At 71.5% G+C, this 15,745-nt stretch carries 14 protein-coding genes; 8 read left to right on the top strand and 6 right to left on the bottom strand.

Going from position 1 to position 15,745, the window contains the following annotated elements; genetic code table 11:
• Positions 1-212: 212 nt before the first annotated feature.
• Positions 213-764 carry a hypothetical protein gene (locus tag ACFQSB_RS04425; RefSeq protein ID WP_380824360.1) on the bottom strand — a complete coding sequence of 184 codons (552 nt, stop codon included), beginning with the start codon at positions 762-764 and terminating at the stop codon, positions 213-215.
• Between the two features lie 82 nt (positions 765-846).
• Complete coding sequence (locus ACFQSB_RS04420) at positions 847-1,239, bottom strand: winged helix-turn-helix transcriptional regulator (RefSeq protein WP_380824359.1); 393 nt, start codon at positions 1,237-1,239, stop codon at positions 847-849.
• A 100-nt stretch (positions 1,240-1,339) separates the two neighbouring features.
• Between ACFQSB_RS04420 and ACFQSB_RS04415 the strand changes: the two genes are divergently transcribed.
• Positions 1,340-2,014, top strand: coding sequence for an NADPH-dependent F420 reductase (locus tag ACFQSB_RS04415; protein WP_380824358.1), 675 nt, complete (start codon positions 1,340-1,342; stop codon positions 2,012-2,014).
• Positions 2,015-2,039: 25 nt separating this feature from the next.
• Here the strand turns inward: ACFQSB_RS04415 and ACFQSB_RS04410 are convergent, their stop codons facing one another.
• A complete protein-coding gene (locus ACFQSB_RS04410) occupies positions 2,040-2,396 on the bottom strand; it encodes an STAS domain-containing protein (protein ID WP_380824357.1) in 357 nt (118 codons plus the stop codon).
• 427 nt (positions 2,397-2,823) lie between these two features.
• On the opposite strand from ACFQSB_RS04410, the gene ACFQSB_RS04405 reads away from it, so the two are divergent.
• The 6 genes from ACFQSB_RS04405 to ACFQSB_RS04380 all read left to right on the top strand — a co-directional run bounded on the left by ACFQSB_RS04405 (position 2,824) and on the right by ACFQSB_RS04380 (position 11,756).
• Positions 2,824-6,990, top strand: a complete 4,167-nt coding sequence (locus tag ACFQSB_RS04405) for a SpoIIE family protein phosphatase (protein WP_380824356.1) — start codon at positions 2,824-2,826, stop codon at positions 6,988-6,990.
• Positions 6,990-7,298 (top strand): STAS domain-containing protein, encoded by a 309-nt coding sequence (locus tag ACFQSB_RS04400; RefSeq protein ID WP_380824355.1) that lies wholly within the window; start codon positions 6,990-6,992, stop codon positions 7,296-7,298. The genes ACFQSB_RS04405 and ACFQSB_RS04400 overlap by 1 nt, the downstream gene beginning before the upstream one ends.
• Positions 7,299-7,426: 128 nt before the next feature.
• A complete protein-coding gene (locus tag ACFQSB_RS04395; protein WP_354839021.1) occupies positions 7,427-7,951 on the top strand; it encodes a SigE family RNA polymerase sigma factor in 525 nt (174 codons plus the stop codon).
• Entirely contained in the window at positions 7,948-9,153 is a 1,206-nt protein-coding gene (locus ACFQSB_RS04390) for a TolB-like translocation protein (RefSeq protein ID WP_380824353.1), read from the top strand. The genes ACFQSB_RS04395 and ACFQSB_RS04390 overlap by 4 nt, the downstream gene beginning before the upstream one ends.
• A 420-nt stretch (positions 9,154-9,573) precedes the next feature.
• Positions 9,574-11,157, top strand: a complete 1,584-nt coding sequence (locus tag ACFQSB_RS04385; RefSeq protein ID WP_380824352.1) for a carboxylesterase/lipase family protein — start codon at positions 9,574-9,576, stop codon at positions 11,155-11,157.
• Between the two features lie 23 nt (positions 11,158-11,180).
• Positions 11,181-11,756: a hypothetical protein gene (locus ACFQSB_RS04380; protein WP_380824350.1), complete on the top strand. Its 576-nt coding sequence runs from the start codon at positions 11,181-11,183 to the stop codon at positions 11,754-11,756.
• A gap of 89 nt (positions 11,757-11,845) precedes the next feature.
• Here ACFQSB_RS04380 and ACFQSB_RS04375 read toward each other — a convergent pair whose 3' ends face one another.
• Positions 11,846-12,253, bottom strand: a complete 408-nt coding sequence (locus ACFQSB_RS04375; RefSeq protein WP_354839009.1) for a PPOX class F420-dependent oxidoreductase — start codon at positions 12,251-12,253, stop codon at positions 11,846-11,848.
• A gap of 113 nt (positions 12,254-12,366) precedes the next feature.
• Positions 12,367-13,050 (bottom strand): DNA alkylation repair protein, encoded by a 684-nt coding sequence (locus ACFQSB_RS04370; RefSeq protein ID WP_380824348.1) that lies wholly within the window; start codon positions 13,048-13,050, stop codon positions 12,367-12,369.
• A 128-nt stretch (positions 13,051-13,178) separates the two neighbouring features.
• Here ACFQSB_RS04370 and ACFQSB_RS04365 point away from each other — a divergent pair, with 128 nt between their 5' ends.
• Complete coding sequence (locus tag ACFQSB_RS04365; protein ID WP_380824347.1) at positions 13,179-14,039, top strand: polysaccharide deacetylase family protein; 861 nt, start codon at positions 13,179-13,181, stop codon at positions 14,037-14,039.
• A gap of 97 nt (positions 14,040-14,136) precedes the next feature.
• Here the strand turns inward: ACFQSB_RS04365 and ACFQSB_RS04360 are convergent, their stop codons facing one another.
• Positions 14,137-15,702, bottom strand: coding sequence for a PucR family transcriptional regulator (locus tag ACFQSB_RS04360; RefSeq protein ID WP_380824346.1), 1,566 nt, complete (start codon positions 15,700-15,702; stop codon positions 14,137-14,139).
• Positions 15,703-15,745 lie beyond the last annotated feature (43 nt).

Raw genomic sequence — 15,745 nt, 5'->3', positions numbered from 1 at the left:
CAGAGTTCGCGGACGTCGCAAACCGTAAGCGATTTCTCCGGCACCGACCACCTCCGCCCGGACACAAACCCCTCACCCAGCAGCAGAGCGACCCCCACCGGCCGAGGTGACCGTGGGAGGCCCGCCGTCGCCGCCGCGCACGAAGTCTGCGCCCTGCCTCGGTCGTCCGTCACCTCCGACGGTGGGGACCAGCCGGCGAGTGCTCTGCCGGATCAGCAGTAGTCGTCCCGGACCTGCTCGAGAAACTCCTCCGCGGTGACCTGCTTCCTGTCCAGATTAAGCACCCGGCCGGTATCGGCGATATCCCGTGGCACCTCATCGGACACGAAGGCGGAACCGAAACGGGCGCCGTTCGTCAGATGCACCGTCGCGTCGATGTTCTCCGGCAAGTGTGCGGGGAAGGGGATGTCGACCACTCCGAAGCCGCCCGAGTCGCCCAAGGTGATCCATCCGCCCTGCAGCATGTCGCCTGGGCGGGACATCTGCCACACGGGCACCCCGGTCTTGTTGTCCGCCACCGTGAAGCCGGAGATCCGTTCGTCCGAGCACAGAACGCCCAGAAAGCGGATACGTCCATCATCGGCACGACCGATTCCCACAGGCCGGGGCAGAGGATCTCCCGGCACGGCGACGCAGGCCATCAGAGAACTCACGCCGGCCACCAGGATTGCCAACTTCATTAAAAGCAGGCGAAAACGGGCACACTGCGCACGCTCAGTGGCACTAAAGGTACGTGACACCGCGTAGCGGGGCTTGCCCTTCATACACATTCTTACAGGGGCGTTCACTGAGATGTAGACGACGAATGTCGGTCAGAAGTTGGCCCTCTTGCGGTACCAGGACCGGTTATGGGGCGCTGCGGTCCGTGGTTTCGCGTGCGGCGGTCTCCTGGGCGTCGAGGAGGGCGTCGCCGTGGTCCAGGATCCAACGGCCGAGAGCCGTCATGGGGCCGTCCACGAGGCTGCGGCCCAGACCGGTGAGGCCGTACTCGACGCGGGGCGGGGCCTCGGCGTACGCCCGGCGAGCGACAAGGCCGTTGGCGAGCAGGCGGTGCAGCGCCTCGGTGAGAGCCTTGTCGCTGATGCCGCCGATCGACACGCGCAGCTCGCGCCGCCGCCGCGGGCCCGGGCGCAGCGCGGCCAGCACGACCGGGTCCCAGGTGTGGGCGAACAGGTCGGTGGCCGCGCGCATGCGGCAGTCGGCGACCAGCTCGTAGCAGTGGGCTTCGCGCTCGCTCATCTCGCCTCCCATCATCGCTCCCGCGATGCGCACCGATCGGTGCGCATCGCCTTCCCTAGCGTTGCCATCGACCGCACAACGGCGAAGACAGGGAGAGACGATGCGAATCGGCATCCTGGGCACGGGGAGCCTGGCCGAAGGGCTGGGCACGGGATGGGTGGAAGCGGGTCACGAGGTGGTGATCGGCGGGCGGTCGCCGGCCAAGGCGCGCAGGCTCGCCGACCGGCTCGGCCGGGGAGCGCGCGCGGTCACCCCGCGCGAGGCGGTGACCGGGTGCGACGCGGTGCTGCTCGCGGTGTCCTGGGACGGGGTGGAGGAGATGTTGCGCAGCGTCAGGGCTCCAGATGGGAGCCTGGAGGGAGTTCCGCTGATCGATCCCACGAACGCTGTCGAGCACGGCGTCGGGGTGTTGCTCACCGGGAACGGCGAGTCGGCGGCGCGGCGGATCTCGGCGCTGGCGCCGGGCGCACGGGTCGTCAAGGCCTTCCACCTGTTCCCCGCCGGCCAGTGGGCCGGGGCGCCTGATCAGGACGCCTCCCCGGTGACGGTCGCGATGTGCGGCGACGACCCGGCGGCCCTGCGCGTGGTCGGCGAGCTCGTGCGCCACGTCGGCGGGACGCCGGCCGTTCTTGGATCGCTGGAGCGGGCCCGCCAGCTCGAGGAGGCCGCCGGTTTCGTCATCGGGCTGGCCTTCGCCGGTGTCGACCCGCGCTCCGCCGTCCCCCGGGTTCCCGCACCCGCCACCGCGGAGGACAGGGCCACGACCTCCCCGTGAGCCGGGTCGCCGATCGGCCGGTGGCTCACTGCAGGGCGGTCATGGCCTTGTCCGTGGTGTCGTGGCAGGAGAACAACCGGTCCAGGCCCATGATGTGGAAGACGTGGGCGATGTCGGGATGCAGGCCGGCCAGGGCCACGGCGGCGCCGGCCTCCTGGGCGCGCTGGTGCGCGGCGACCAGCAGCGAGATGCCGGTGGAGTCGCAGAACGTCAGCGCCGACAGGTCGATGACCAGCCCGGCGGCGGGGACGAAGGTGAACTCGTCGAGAACCGCCCGCAGACGGGGGGCGGTGTGGTGATCCAGCTCACCGGCGACGGCCAGCACGTGGAGGCGCGCCGAATGCGGCTGGAGAGTGACGGTCAGGCCGTCGTCATGCTGCACCGAGGCTCCTGGAGGAGGGACGGCCGTCGAGCGGACGGGAACGGACAGGGCGGGCATCGCGGCGTCGTCCGACACGTCGTGGGGGCGCGGCCACGTCGGTGAGCGATTCGTCGAAGGTTCTGACGTCAGGCTCCTTCCCTCGGCCTCGCCGCCCGGAGCGGACGCAGGGCTCCGGAGCGATTTGCCATATCCTACGTAACCGTTGAACCGTTGCATGACCTGCCACGTCGGGCGGCGGAGCGTTCGATCCGCCCGGGCGGAGGCGGGCACGGGGATGAGCGGCGGTGGGGACGGGGGACGGCCCTCGAGACTCGCCGATCGACGCGCCCGCCTTTTCCCGGCGCCGACGAGGCGAACGGCGTGTGACGTGCTCGAATCGGGGTAGCCGGGCTCGGCGTTGACGGGGTTGACGGGAGGGTGGCGGATGATGCGCCGTGACGACGCTGAGCGCGGGCCGGTGAGAGCGGCAGGCGCCGAGATTTTCACCGTCGATGACGAGGTAGGCCGCGATCTGGCCAGGGTGGACTGGCGGGAGACCCCGCTCGGCCCGCCGGACCAGTGGCCGCAGAGCCTGCAGACGGCGGTGAGCATCCTGCTGTCGTCCCGCTTCCCCATGTGGATGGCGTGGGGGCCGCGGTTGACGTTCTTCTGCAACGCCGCTTACCGCCGCGACACCTTGGGCCGCAAGTATCCGTGGGCGCTGGGGCGGCCGGCCGGCGAGGTGTGGGCGGAGATCTGGGACGACATCGGCCCGCGGATCGACGCCGTGCTGGAGACGGGGAAGGCGACCTGGGACGAGGCGCTGCTGCTGTTCCTCGAACGGGCGGGCTACCCGGAGGAGACCTACCACACCTTCTCCTACAGTCCCCTCAGGGACGACGCCGGCGCGGTGGTCGGCATGCTGTGCGTCGTCAGCGAGGACACCGACCGCGTCATCGGCGAGCGGCGCATGGCGACGCTGCGCGATCTCGGCTCCGATCCCAGCGTGGTCCGCACCGAGCGGCAGATGCTGGCCTTCGCCTGCGGCCAGCTCGGCCGCAACCCGCACGACCTGCCGTTCACGCTGACCTACCTGTTCGACGAGGAGGGCCAGGCGCGGCTCGCGGGGACGACCGGGATCTCCGCCGGGCACCCTGCCGCCCCCGCGACCCTCCCCCTCGATGATCCGGCCGGAGTGTGGCCGGCGGCGGCGCTGGCCCAGGGCGAGCCGGTGCTCATGGCCCTCGACCGCGCGCCGTTCACCGGCCTGCCGTCCGGGGGCTGGCCCGAGCCGCCCACACAGGCGCTGGTGGTGCCGCTGCTCCAGCAGGGCGGCACGCCGTACGGGTTCCTGGTGGCCGCGCTCAACCGGTACCGGCCGCTGGACGACGGTTACCGCGGGTTCGTCGAACTGGCCGCGGGGCACGTCGCGGCGGGCATCGCCAGCGCCCGCAGCTACCAGGCCCAGCAGCGGCGTGCGGAGGAACTGGCCGAGCTCGACCGCGCGAAGACCGTCTTCTTCTCCAACATCAGCCACGAGTTCCGCACCCCCCTCACCCTGATCATGGGGCCGGTGCAGGAACTGCGCACCACGCTGGCCGACGCCGACCAGCAGGTGCGCGACGACCTGGAGGTCGTGCACCGCAACGGCCTGCGGCTGGGCAAGCTCGTCAACACCCTGCTCGACTTCTCCCGCATCGAGGCCGGCCGCATGCAGGCCCGGTACGAGCCGGTGGATCTGGCCGCCGTGACCGCAGAGCTGGCCAGCGTCTTCCGCTCCGCGATCGACAAGGCCGGCCTGGTCTTCAAGGTGGACTGCCCGCCGCTGGCCGAGCCGGTCTACCTCGACCTCGGCATGTGGGAGAAGGTGGTGCTCAACCTGCTGAGCAACGCGCTGAAGTTCACCTTCGACGGCTCGATCGGCGTCACGGTGCGCGCGCAGGACGCCCACGCGGTGGTCACGGTCACCGACACGGGCATCGGCGTCCCGGCCGAGGAGGTGCCGCGGCTGTTCGAGCGGTTCCACCGCATCGAGAGCGCCCGGTCGCGTTCCAACGAGGGCAGCGGCATCGGGCTGGCCCTGGTCCAGGAACTGGTCGGCCTGCACGGCGGCACCATCGCCGCCGACAGCGCCGAGGGCGAGGGCACCCGCTTCACCATCCGCCTGCCCTTCGGTCCGGCCCACCTGCCGGCCGGAAGCCTGGTCCCGGCCGGGGCGACAGAGGCGGTCTCGGTCACCGCCGGACCGTTCGTCGAGGAGGCCCTGCGCTGGCTGCCCGGAGACGGCGCGGCCGCCGACGGGACGGCCGCCGACGGCTCCGCCGGCGCCCACCCCTCGGCGCCGGATGACGGCGCCCGCACGCGGGTGCTGATCGCCGACGACAACGCCGACATGCGCGAGTACCTCTCCCGCCTCCTCAGGGGCGCCGGTTACCGCGTCGAGACCGTCGGCGACGGGATGGAGGCCCTGGACGCCGTCCGCGCGGACGCCCACGACCTGGTGGTCAGCGACGTGATGATGCCGCGCCTGGACGGCCTGGCCCTGGTCGCGGCGCTGCGGTCCGACCCGCGCACCGCCGGTGTGCCGGTGCTGCTGCTGTCGGCCCGCGCCGGCCAGGAGGCCTCCATCGAGGGCCTGGAGGCGGGCGCGGACGACTACCTGGTCAAACCTTTCTCGGCCGCCGAGCTGCTGGCCCGGGTGCGGGCGAACGTGGAGCTGGCCCGGATGCGCACCCGCCACGCCCGGTGGCGCAGCGCCATGATCGACTCCCTGCAGGAGGCGTTCTTCGTCACCGACGAGGACGGCGCCGTGATCGAGATCAACTCGGCGTTCACCGACATCCTCGGCTACGGCCCCGAGGGCCTGCCCTACACCCCCATGCACCCTTGGTGGCCGGACGAGAAGGACGACCCGCAGGCCCACGCCATGGTCGCCGAGGCGTTCGCCGGGCTGGTCGGCGAGGGCAAGGGCAGCTACGTGATCCCCCTCACCCACCGTGACGGGCACCGGCTCTGGATCGCGGCCACCTTCAACGACGTCGCCGACCCCGACACCGGCCGGCGCCGCGTCGTGGGCACCCTGCACGACGTCACCGCAGAGCACTACCTGGTGCAGCGCGAGAGCGCGTTGGCCGCGCTCAGCATGCGCCTGTCCCAGGCGGACACCGTGTCCGACGCCCTGAGCGGGGCCCTTTCCGCGCTGCGGGAGGTCTGGCAGGCCCGCCGCGTCGTGGCCGCCGTCTGGAACGGCGACAGCCCGCCACCCGTCGTCGCCGCGCCCTCGGAGGGCGGCTGGCACGACCTGCCGGAGAAGGTGCGCGAGGACCTGGAAGGGCTGCGCGACCAGCCGCCGCTGCGCCCGGTCGCCTCGGAGGCGGGCGGAGCCGGCGTCACCCTCGAGCACCCCGAAGGGCTGCTGGCCATCTGGGTCGATCTCGGCCAGAACCGGCCCTTCACCGACGAGGACCAGACGTTGCTGGCACTGCTGGCCGGCCATCTCGGCCAGGGCCTGCACCGGGTCCAGCAGCTCGACCAGCAGCGTGAGGCGGCCGTGGCCCTCCAGCGCGCCATCCTCGGCCCGTCCCAGCTCCCCGACGGCTTCGCCGTGCGCTACGAGCCGGCGGGCCGGCCGCTGGAGGTCGGCGGCGACTGGTACGACATAGTGCCGCTGGCCGAGGAGCGCATCGGCATCGTGGTCGGCGACTGCGTGGGCCGGGGGTTGAAGGCCGCGGCCGTCATGGGGCAGTTGCGCAGCGCCTGCCGCGCCCTGCTGCTGCAGGACGCCGGTCCCGCCCAGGCGCTGACCGCCCTCGACCGGTTCGCCGCCCTGGTCCCCGGCGCCAAGTGCACCACCGTGTTCTGCGGCGTCCTGGACACCGCCACCGGTGACCTGGTCTACTCCAGCGCCGGTCATCCCCCCGGCATCGTCGCCCACGCCGACGGGACCACCCTGCTCCTGGAGGAGGGCCGCTCCGTCCCGCTGGCCGTGCGGCCGGGGCTCGCGCGGCCCGAGGCCAGGTGCACCATGCCGGCCCGGTCGACCCTGCTGCTGTACACCGACGGCCTGGTCGAGCGCCGCCGGCGTCCGCTGACCGCCGGCATCGGCCAGGCCGGCGGAGCCCTCCAGGCGGGCCGGTCCACCCCGCTGGAGGACCTGGCCGAGGACGTCATGTCCCTGCTCGCGCCGGACGGCGGCTACACCGACGACGTCGCCCTGCTGCTGTACCGCCAGCCCGCCCCCCTGGAGGTCGCCTTCCCCGCCGAGTCCAGCCAGCTCGCCCCCGTGCGCAACGCGCTACGCGACTGGCTGACCCGCTGCCAGCTCGCGCCCTCGATGATCCAGAACGTGCTGGTCGCGGCCGGGGAGGCCTGCGCCAACGCGATCGAGCACGGGCACCGCCACGCCCCCGGCCACATGATCCGCCTGCGGGCGGTCGCCACCGTCAGCGGCCTGCGGCTGACCATCGCCGACACCGGCCGCTGGAAGACCCCGCAGCCCGAGGCCAACGCCCATCGCGGCCGTGGCGTCGCGCTCATGCGCGCCCTGATGAACGAGGTCTCCATCCATCCCGGCGCCGCCGGGACCACCGTCGACATGCATGCGAGGATTCCCTGATGGCCACCCCCCTGACACTGGTCGCCTCAGAGCGGTCCGACGGCACCCCGGTCCTCGCCGTCACCGGGGAGATCGACATGAGCAACGCCGGCGACCTGGACGACGCGCTGACCCGCTCGGCCGCCGACGGCCCGCTCCTCGTCGACCTGAGCCAGGTGGGCTACCTCGACAGCGCCGGCCTGACCGTCCTGTTCACCCACGCCTCCAACATCCGCCTGATCGCCAACCCCCTCATCACCCCCGTCCTCACCATCTCCGGCCTCTCCGAACTCACCACCATCGAAGGGAACCCGTCAGACCCGTCCTGACACCTCACCGCAGCCGGCCCTTCCGGCAGCCGCCCGCGGAAGGCCACGGCCGCCCCGGCCCTCCGGTGCAACAGTTCGCCGCCGAGTCGCATCTGGGAGGTGACGGACACGACGAAGGGCGAACGCAGGTGGAAGCAGATCCGCGGTTCGCGGGGTTCGTCGCCGAGCGTGGCGAGGCGCTGTTGCGCTATGGCTACGTGCTGGCCGGCAACCACCACGACGCGGCCGACCTGGTGCAGGAGGCGCTGCTCAGATTGCGCGCCTCCTGGCCGAGGTTGAGGGCCAAGGACAATCCCGAGAGTTACGTGCGCACGACCATGGCCAGGTTGCACACGGCCACCTGGCGACTGCGGCGGCGCGAACTGCTCGCCTGGGACCTGCCGGAGCAGGGCCACCACGACGTGCTGCCCGACGGCGACGAGCAGGCGATGTGGCAGGCGTTGGCGGGGCTGCCGCGCAGGCAGCGGGCGGTGCTGGTGCTCCGGCACTACGAAGGGCTGAGCGACGCCGAGATCGCGAAGACCCTGGGGATCTCCCGGGGGACCGTACGCAGCCAGGCCTCGCGAGGGCTCGACAAGCTGCGCTCGGCCATACCGACGGGCGGTCCCGGCATTCCTGAAAGCACCAGGCGGGAGTACGAGGAGCGCCGATGAACCACCACGTCGAGGACACATTGCGCAGGACCTTGGAGAGCGCCGCGGAGAAGGCGCCCGAGTTGCCGGGCACGCTGGCGGGAGAGTTGGACATCCGCTACCGGCGGCGCAGGCAGCGCTCCCAGGCATTGCTCGCGGCGGCGGGCGTGGTCGTGGTGACCGTGGGGGTCGCCGTGGGCCTGCGTCCGGGCGACGACGGGACGACACCGCCCGCCGCCCACTCCTCCTCCACCCCCTCCGCCTCGGCCATCACCGCCGAACCGGTGGAGAAGGTATGGCCACAGGCCGTGTGGAAGGTACCCGCCAAGGCGCCGGACGGCCGGGAGCTGCGGCCGATCGGGTTGATCGACGACCGGACGCTGCTGATGGAGGGATGGCGCGAGTTCGGCAGGACCGAGGCTCTGTACGTGTACACCAAGGCGGGTGGCCGGCCGCGGAAGATCGTGGACGTGCCCACGCCGAAGGGGACGACGCGGTACCCCTCCGACTTCAGCCTGGACGGCGGGCAGGTGGCCTGGTGGACGGCGACGAAGCACGCCGTGCGCATCTGGGCCGCACCGCCGGACGACGGCCCGGCGCGGACGGTGGCCGTCCACAAGATCAAGGACGCCGACGCCTCCGGCGTGGACGGCTTCGGCGCGACCGGCGGCGAGGCCGCGTTCTCCCTGTCGACCGGCGGGGTGTTCACCGTTCCGCTGACCGGGGGGCCGGTGACGGCGGTCCCGCGCGGTGCCGGACTGCACCTGCTGTCCTGGCCGTGGGCGGGAACACCGGACAGGAGCGACCCGATGGCCGGGCCGCCGTTCACCCGGCTGGTCAACCTGGAGACCGGGCAGAGCAGCACGGCCGTCTCCCACCAGGGCGAGCGGGTGTACGCCTGCGGTGTGCGGTCCTGCATGGGCACCACCGCCGACGGCAAGGGCTTCACCAGGGGTCGCGACGGCTCGCGCCAGAAGGAGATCCCGGTCGGCTACCTCATCCCGGAACCACCGGTACAGAGCCGCTTCTACGTCCGCAATCTGGCCGACAACGGCGGCGGACTCGGCCTCTACGACGTCACCAGAGGCAAGCTCGCCGACACGGGCATCCGCGATGAGGTGGCCACCCGCGGCGAGATCCCCGTCCCCGACCGCACCGGCCGCCTGATGACCTACCGCCTCGGAAACACCTACTACGTAATAGACCTCTCCAAGATCCCCTGACCACCCACCCTCCCAGGAAGGAGCGCGGGGCGCCGTACACGGCGCCGGGTTCGCCGACCACGCATCCGCGCCCGACGACCCCCGGCCCCACCGACGCGGAAGATCTTGTTCAAGGACGGGCGGGATCCCCAGCGGCACGGCGAACGGCGCCCGGTCCCTCCCCCGGCTCACTACGGGCCTCCCCAACGGCGCCGACGCGGCGGGACGGTGGGACGGCGAAGCCGGCGTCGTCGTACGGCGCGGGTGTGGTGTCGGATTGCTGCCTGGTCTGGTTGTTTTGAGTGGCGCCGGGTCGGTGGACGTGGTCCGGCGAATCCGGCGCCGCCGTACGGCGAGGGTCGGGTACTACGACCGGGGGTGTAGTCGGAGCGACATCCGCGAGGGGACGCGAGGCCCGGCGGAGATCGAAACGCTGGGGTCATGCGAATGAGGTCGGCGTTCCCGCTGTGTACCGTCGTCATCGCCCTCCTGCAGGGCGGCCCGGCGCAGGCGCAAGCGGCGCGAGATATCCGGCGGCCCACCGTGCACACCGCCCAGGGCACCCTGCGCGGGGCCGTCGGCTCCGACGTGCGGACCTTCTCCGGCATCCCGTACGCCGCGCCGCCGACCGGTACGCGGCGGTGGCGTCCGCCGGGTCCCGCGCCGGTGTGGACAGGAGAGCGCGACGCCACGAAGCCCGGCAGCCCCTGCCCCCAACTGAACGGCGAGGCTCCCGGCGAGCCGCCCAAGTTGGTCGGCGGCGAGGACTGCCTCTTCCTCAACGTGACCACACCCGCCGCTCGCCCCTCCAGGTCGCTTCCCGTAATGGTCTGGTTCCACGGCGGCGGGTTCGTTCAGGGCGCGGGCAGTGAATACGACGCGACCCGGCTGACCGGCCAGGGGAAGGTCATCACGGTGACCCTCAACTACCGGCTGGGGGCCCTGGGCCACCTCGCCCACCGGGAGCTGCGGGATCCCTATGCGGGCAACTACGCGCTGGCCGACCAGCAGGCCGCGCTGCGCTGGGTGAGACGCAACATCGGCGCCTTCGGCGGCGACCCCGCCAACGTCACGATCTTCGGTGAGTCGGCCGGCGGTTTCAGCGTGTGCGCCCATCTCGCGGCACGCGGATCACGCGGTCTGTTCCAGAAGGCGATCGTGCAGAGCGGCCCGTGCGGCAACGACTTCGTCACCCTGCCGCGGGCCCAGGCGCGCGCCGAGAGACTCGCCGCCGACCTCGGCTGTACGACCGACGTTCTCGCCTGCCTGCGAGCCAAGCCCATGGCGGATCTGGCGCCCATCGGCTCCGACGAGATCTTCACCGCGACCGCCCGCATCGGTGACATGCCGTGGATCTTCACCGCGGGCACGCCCGCGCTCCCGCTGCAACCGCTGGACGCGCTGCGCCGGGGACGCGCCGTGCAGGTCCCTCTCATCCAGGGGGGAACCCGTGACGAGATGCGTCCCTTCGTCGCGGTGCAGTTCGACGCGCAGGGCCGGCCCGTGACGGCGCAGCAGTACCCGCGGATGACCGCCGACCTCTTCGGCGAGGACGCGAAGGCCGTACTCGATCGCTATCCGCTCAGCGCCTTCCGCACGCCCAGCCTGGCACTGGCCACCGTCCTCGGCGACTGGGGTCGCAAGCTCGGCGCCTGCTCGCAGCTTCCGGCGGCCGACGCGGCGGCCCGCCGTACGCCCGTCTACGAGTTCGAGTTCGCCGAAGACTCGGCACAGGAGATCCTCGGCTTCCCGCTCGGCGCCTCGCACGGCAGCGACGTGCCCTACCTCCTGGACGGACCGGCCGGCGCGAATCCCATGAGCCCAGCGAAGCAGGAGCTGTCCCGCGACATGATCGCCTACTGGACGCGCTTCGCCGCGACCGGCGACCCCAACCGACCCGGGCTACCGCATTGGCCCGCCTATCACTCCGGCGGGACCGCCCTCTCGCTCGCTTCCGGCCCGGACGGCATCCGGCCGGTGGACCTTGCCGCAGCCCATGGCTGCGCCTTCTGGAACGGCCGCTGAACCACCGAAGAAGGAGATTCCCCGTGGACCCGGGACGCGTCGCCCACGACAAGAAGCGGCCACCGCACGTGCGCCTCATGGTCGCCGGAGGTAAGCCCCGCACCCTGCGGGCGGCGCTGCGGACCCCGCCGTGGCGCAAAGCCCTGCGGGCGATACATGTGATCACGTCGGTGGGGTTGCTCGGCGCCGACGCCGCCGCCCTCACCCTCGCCATCGCCGGGTGGCGGGGGGCCGCTCCGATGACGATCTATCCGGCCGCGCACCTGATCGGCTCGGCGGTCATCCTGCCGCTGGCGTCGCTCTCCCTCGTCCTCGGCCTCGCCCTGGGGCTGCTCACCCCGTGGGGAGTCCTGCGGCACTGGTGGGTGCTCGGCAAGCTGGTCCTCGACACCGCCGGCACCGTGCTGGCCGTGTTCGTCCTCGTGCCCACCCTGGACGCCGCCGCCGCGACGGCACTCGCCGGGCATGCTCCCGCCGACGCGTTCGGCCTCGTCGAGAACTCCGGCGGCGCGACCTGCGTGCTGGTCGTGATCACCCTGCTCAGCGTGTACAAACCGCTCGGCCGCACCCCTTGGTCACGCCCCCGCCCCGGCCGCTGACCCGGGGCACGTCCATCGACGGCACGGACCCCGGTCACCGTCGGCGGTGGCGTCACCGCCGGCCGTTCCTGTCGTCGTCCGGCAGGCGATCAGGACTTGAAGGCAGGACCCCACGCATGCCAGTTGTCGATCTCGATCCAGGCGCTGACCCGCGGTCGTTCGCGGTTCGGATACGGCTCACCCGTGTAATGACGGGAGAGACGGTCGATGTCCTCCAGGTTCGGATCATCCTCCAGCGACACCACCCGCCCCTGCAGGCTGATGTGGTTGTACCAACTGTCGGAATCCAACACGGTCAGCGAGACGCGCGGGTCAACACGCAGGTAGTCCAGGCGCTTGCGCTGGGCGTCCATGTTGACCAGCACCCTCCCGTCCTCCCACAGGTACCAGGTGGCCACGGAGACAGGCGCGCCGTCCGTCCGGACCGTGCTGATCACACACGGATGCGGGAGGGCGAGCGCCGCGACGAGGTGCTCGGGCAGAGCTTCACGGGACATGAACGGAAGCCTCCATCAGCGTCGAAGATCGAAGGGCAGGCCGATGCTACCGGCCGCGAGCTTCGCGCTCCGCGAACCGTCACCGTCACCGTCACCGTCACCGTCACCGTCACTCAAGCGTGCTGTCGGCGCACCATCTCGGTGATCCAGATGGGCGCGAACGGAGACGTGCAGCCCGGAGGGGTCGGATAGTCCTTGAGCACCTCCAGGCGCTCACCGATGTCGATCGCACGGGCGCGGTGCTCGGCGTGCTCGATCCCGATCTGAGCCAGGCAGTGGTTCATCTCCCACTGCAGGCGATACGGGGCGTCCTTCATCTCCGCCTCGATGATGTCGAGTAGCCCTCCGAGGTCGAGGTCCTCGGGCTTCCTCCTCACGCGTTCGGCGGTCAGCGCCCAGCCGGCACTCGCGACCACCGCGTCCGGATCGGCGAACCACGCCAGGCGCAGTTCCTCGGAGTGCGGGTTCTTCTTCACCACGTAGTTCACGAGCCAGTCGCGCACCTTGGGCGCGTGCGCCTCGCGCACCATGACGTCCAACTCGTCACGCCCGAACGCCTTCGGGCGGCAGATCAGGATCGCGAGCAGTCTCGCCGCGGTGTCATCGGTCTCCCAGAGCCGGCACGCGAGTTCCTGCTGCACCTTCAGCCGCTTCGCGAGCGCGCGCAGCCTGCCGAGGTTCACTCCGTGATCGTCACCGCGTCTCTGGTTCACCTCGCGTATCTTCGGGTCCTCGAGCTCGGCCAACTCGGCCAGCACCTCGGCCACCCTCGTCTCAATCAGCGTCGTGTCGGCCACCGCGGCTCCTGTCCATCACCGGCGAGTTCACCCTACGCGGGAAGTCCGCCTGCTGTTGGTGCATACCGGTTCACCGGCGACCGCCCCGCCTGGGTGACCGGGTCGCGGAGGGGTGAGAAAGTGACGACATGTCTGACGGGGCGGAATCCACGGTGTGTCTCACGTTCGACTTCGATGCGATCTCCTCATGGTTGGCGCGTGGGCAGGCGTCGCCTGGGCCGGTCTCGCGCGGGGAGTTCGGGGCGCACGCAGTGCCCCGCATCCTCAAGATGCTGCGCGAACGCGCGATCACCGCCACGTTCTTCATACCGGGGCACACCGTCGAGACCTATCCCGAGCAGTGCGCCGCGATCGCCGAGGCGGGGCACGAGATCGGTCTGCACGGCTACCTCCACGAACCGGTCTCGAAGCTGGACCCGGAGTCGGAGCTCGCGACGGTGCGCCGGGCCCGTGACGCGATCCGCGAGGTGACCGGCTATGAGGCCGTGGGGAACCGCACTCCGAGCTGGGACTTCACCACCTCGACCGTCGACGTGCTGCTGGAGGTGGGCTGCGAGTACGACTCCAGCCTCATGGCGGCCGATCACACCCCGTACTACGCGCGGCGCGGGGACGTGGCCGCCACCGACGGCCCCTACCGGTTCGGCCCGCCCACCTCGCTGGTCGAACTGCCGGTGTCGTGGTCCCTGGACGACTACCCCTACTTCGAGTTCCGGTCGACCGACAGCGGGATTCTTCCCGGGTTGCGCAGGCCGGACGACGTCTTCGCGAACTTCCTCGACGACATCGACTACATGCTGCGCGAGGAGCCCGGCGGGGTGTGCGTGCTCACCTTCCACCCACAGGTGATCGGCCGTGGCCATCGCATGCTGGGTTTGGAACGCCTGCTGGACGCCTGCCTTGAGCGGCCGCTGGCGTTCCGCACGTGCCTGGAGACGGCCCGCGCGTTCAGGTCGGCGACAGGAGGAGAGCCGGAAGAGGCCACGTGAGGGCCGGAACAGGGCGGCTCGTGGTCTCCCGCTGGACGGGACATCGTCTGCCGCCGTGCGACGGTCCATCTCGCTTTCCGCACAGGGCGCGAAGCGGTCAGATGCCACGCATGCGGAGGACGTGGAGGGCGAGGGTGAGGTTGAGGCGAAGATGGGCGTCTTCGGTGAAGTTGCCCAGCATGCGTTCGAGTTTGCCGATGCGGTAGCGGAGGGTGTTGTAGTGGAAGTGCAGGCGGCGGGCGGTCTCGGCGACGTTGAGGTTGGTCTCCAGGAGCACCTGCAGCGTGCGGCGCAGGTCGGCGTTCTCGGCGTCGTCGTCGGAGGCGAGCGGGCCGAGGGTCTCCTTGACAAAGGCGTGCAGCTCGGCGGTGTCGTTGACCAGTGAGAGCAGCCGGTAGACGCCGAGCTGGTCGAAGTGGGCGGCCGCGCCCGGCCCGTGGAGCTGGCGGCCGACGCGCGCCGCCTTGAGCGCCTGGCCGTAGGCGTCGGGCAGCGAGTCGGCGCCCTGGGCGACCCTGCTCATGCCGGTGGAGAAGGTCGCGGGCCGGCAGTCGGCGAAGGACGCCACGGCGTCCTTCGCCAGGCGCACCATGTCGACGCCCGAGCCGACGACCGCGACGACCTCGTGGGAGAAACCGGCCACGGCCCCGTTCGCGTCGTGGCGGCGCAGCGCGGTGACCCAGGCGGCGAGCAGCCGGTCGGGCGGGATGTCCCACTCGGGGTCGATCTCGGCGACGAGCACGCCGACGGGCCGTTCGAGGTCCCATCCGAACGCCCGGGCGCGGGCGGCGATGCGCGGCCCGCCGCGGCCGGTGAGGACGTCGCGCAGGAAGTCGGCCCGGTACTTGCTCTCGACGGCGGTGACGGCCTCCTGCCGGGTGACGACCAGGGCGGCGACCGTGGCCGCGCGCTCGAGGATGCCGATGTCGCCGTCGCGCAGGACCCCGGTGGGGCTGTGGGCGACGATGCGCCCGTGGTGGTGGCCGCCCGCGACGACGGGGACGACGGTGTGGTCGCCGCCGGACACCGCGGGCGCGGCGCGCAGCGCGGCCTCGTCCCCCGCCGCCGACAGGATGTGCCCGGAGGGATCGACCACGGCCACGGCCACGTCGAGCAGCCCGGCGACCTCGGCGACGACCTCGCTCAGCCCGCCGCCGGCGAGCACGATCTGCACCAGGGCCTTGTGCGCCTCCTCGGTGCGGGCGAGCAGCGCGGCCTGGCGGTTGAGGATGTCGGTGAGGACCTGGTTGAGGATGTCGTCGAAGCCGACGTCGTTGGGCAGCAGGATGAGCGGGAAGCCGAGCCGGTCGGCCTGCTCGACCATCTCGGCGGGCAGTTCGTCGACGTACCGGCCGAGCTTGATGCCGAGCGCCGCCAGGCCGCGCTCGTCGAGGTCGGCCACGAGCCTGCCGAGCGACTGGGGGGTGTTGCGCAGCGGGTATCCGGTGGTGAGCAGCAGTTCATGGGGTTTGACCCAGGCAAGGATGTCAGGGACCTCCATGACGTTGAGCCGCTGGACGATGCGGTCCAGGCCCTTCTCGCCGCCGATCAGGCGGGCTCCGGCCAGGGTGGAGACGCCGAGCACCTCTCCCACGGAGATGCCGTGAATGATGGTGCCCGTGGAGGCCGAACGCATCGCCGGGGGTGATGGGTCAGCAGTCATGGTCATGCTCCAGGGTGAAACGCCTTTTCAGTGATTCTGACGG

The sequence above is a fragment of the Sphaerisporangium rhizosphaerae genome (genome assembly GCF_042665155.1).
GTDB classification, from domain to species: Bacteria; Actinomycetota; Actinomycetes; order Streptosporangiales; family Streptosporangiaceae; genus Sphaerisporangium; species Sphaerisporangium rhizosphaerae.
This window is presented reverse-complemented; position numbering and strand designations above follow the sequence as displayed.

Bases quoted from the DNA above. Each gene is read 5' to 3' on its own strand.
- ACFQSB_RS04420 (WP_380824359.1), bottom strand. From the start codon at position 1,239: ATGAGCGAGCGCGAAGCCCACTGCTACGAGCTGGTCGCCGACTGCCGC.
- ACFQSB_RS04425 (WP_380824360.1), bottom strand. From the start codon at position 764: ATGAAGGGCAAGCCCCGCTACGCGGTGTCACGTACCTTTAGTGCCACT.
- ACFQSB_RS04360 (WP_380824346.1), bottom strand. From the start codon at position 15,702: ATGACTGCTGACCCATCACCCCCGGCGATGCGTTCGGCCTCCACGGGC.
- ACFQSB_RS04400 (WP_380824355.1), top strand. From the start codon at position 6,990: ATGGCCACCCCCCTGACACTGGTCGCCTCAGAGCGGTCCGACGGCACC.
- ACFQSB_RS04375 (WP_354839009.1), bottom strand. From the start codon at position 12,253: ATGTCCCGTGAAGCTCTGCCCGAGCACCTCGTCGCGGCGCTCGCCCTC.
- ACFQSB_RS04415 (WP_380824358.1), top strand. From the start codon at position 1,340: ATGCGAATCGGCATCCTGGGCACGGGGAGCCTGGCCGAAGGGCTGGGC.
- ACFQSB_RS04365 (WP_380824347.1), top strand. From the start codon at position 13,179: ATGTCTGACGGGGCGGAATCCACGGTGTGTCTCACGTTCGACTTCGAT.
- ACFQSB_RS04405 (WP_380824356.1), top strand. From the start codon at position 2,824: ATGCGCCGTGACGACGCTGAGCGCGGGCCGGTGAGAGCGGCAGGCGCC.
- ACFQSB_RS04385 (WP_380824352.1), top strand. From the start codon at position 9,574: ATGCGAATGAGGTCGGCGTTCCCGCTGTGTACCGTCGTCATCGCCCTC.
- ACFQSB_RS04390 (WP_380824353.1), top strand. From the start codon at position 7,948: ATGAACCACCACGTCGAGGACACATTGCGCAGGACCTTGGAGAGCGCC.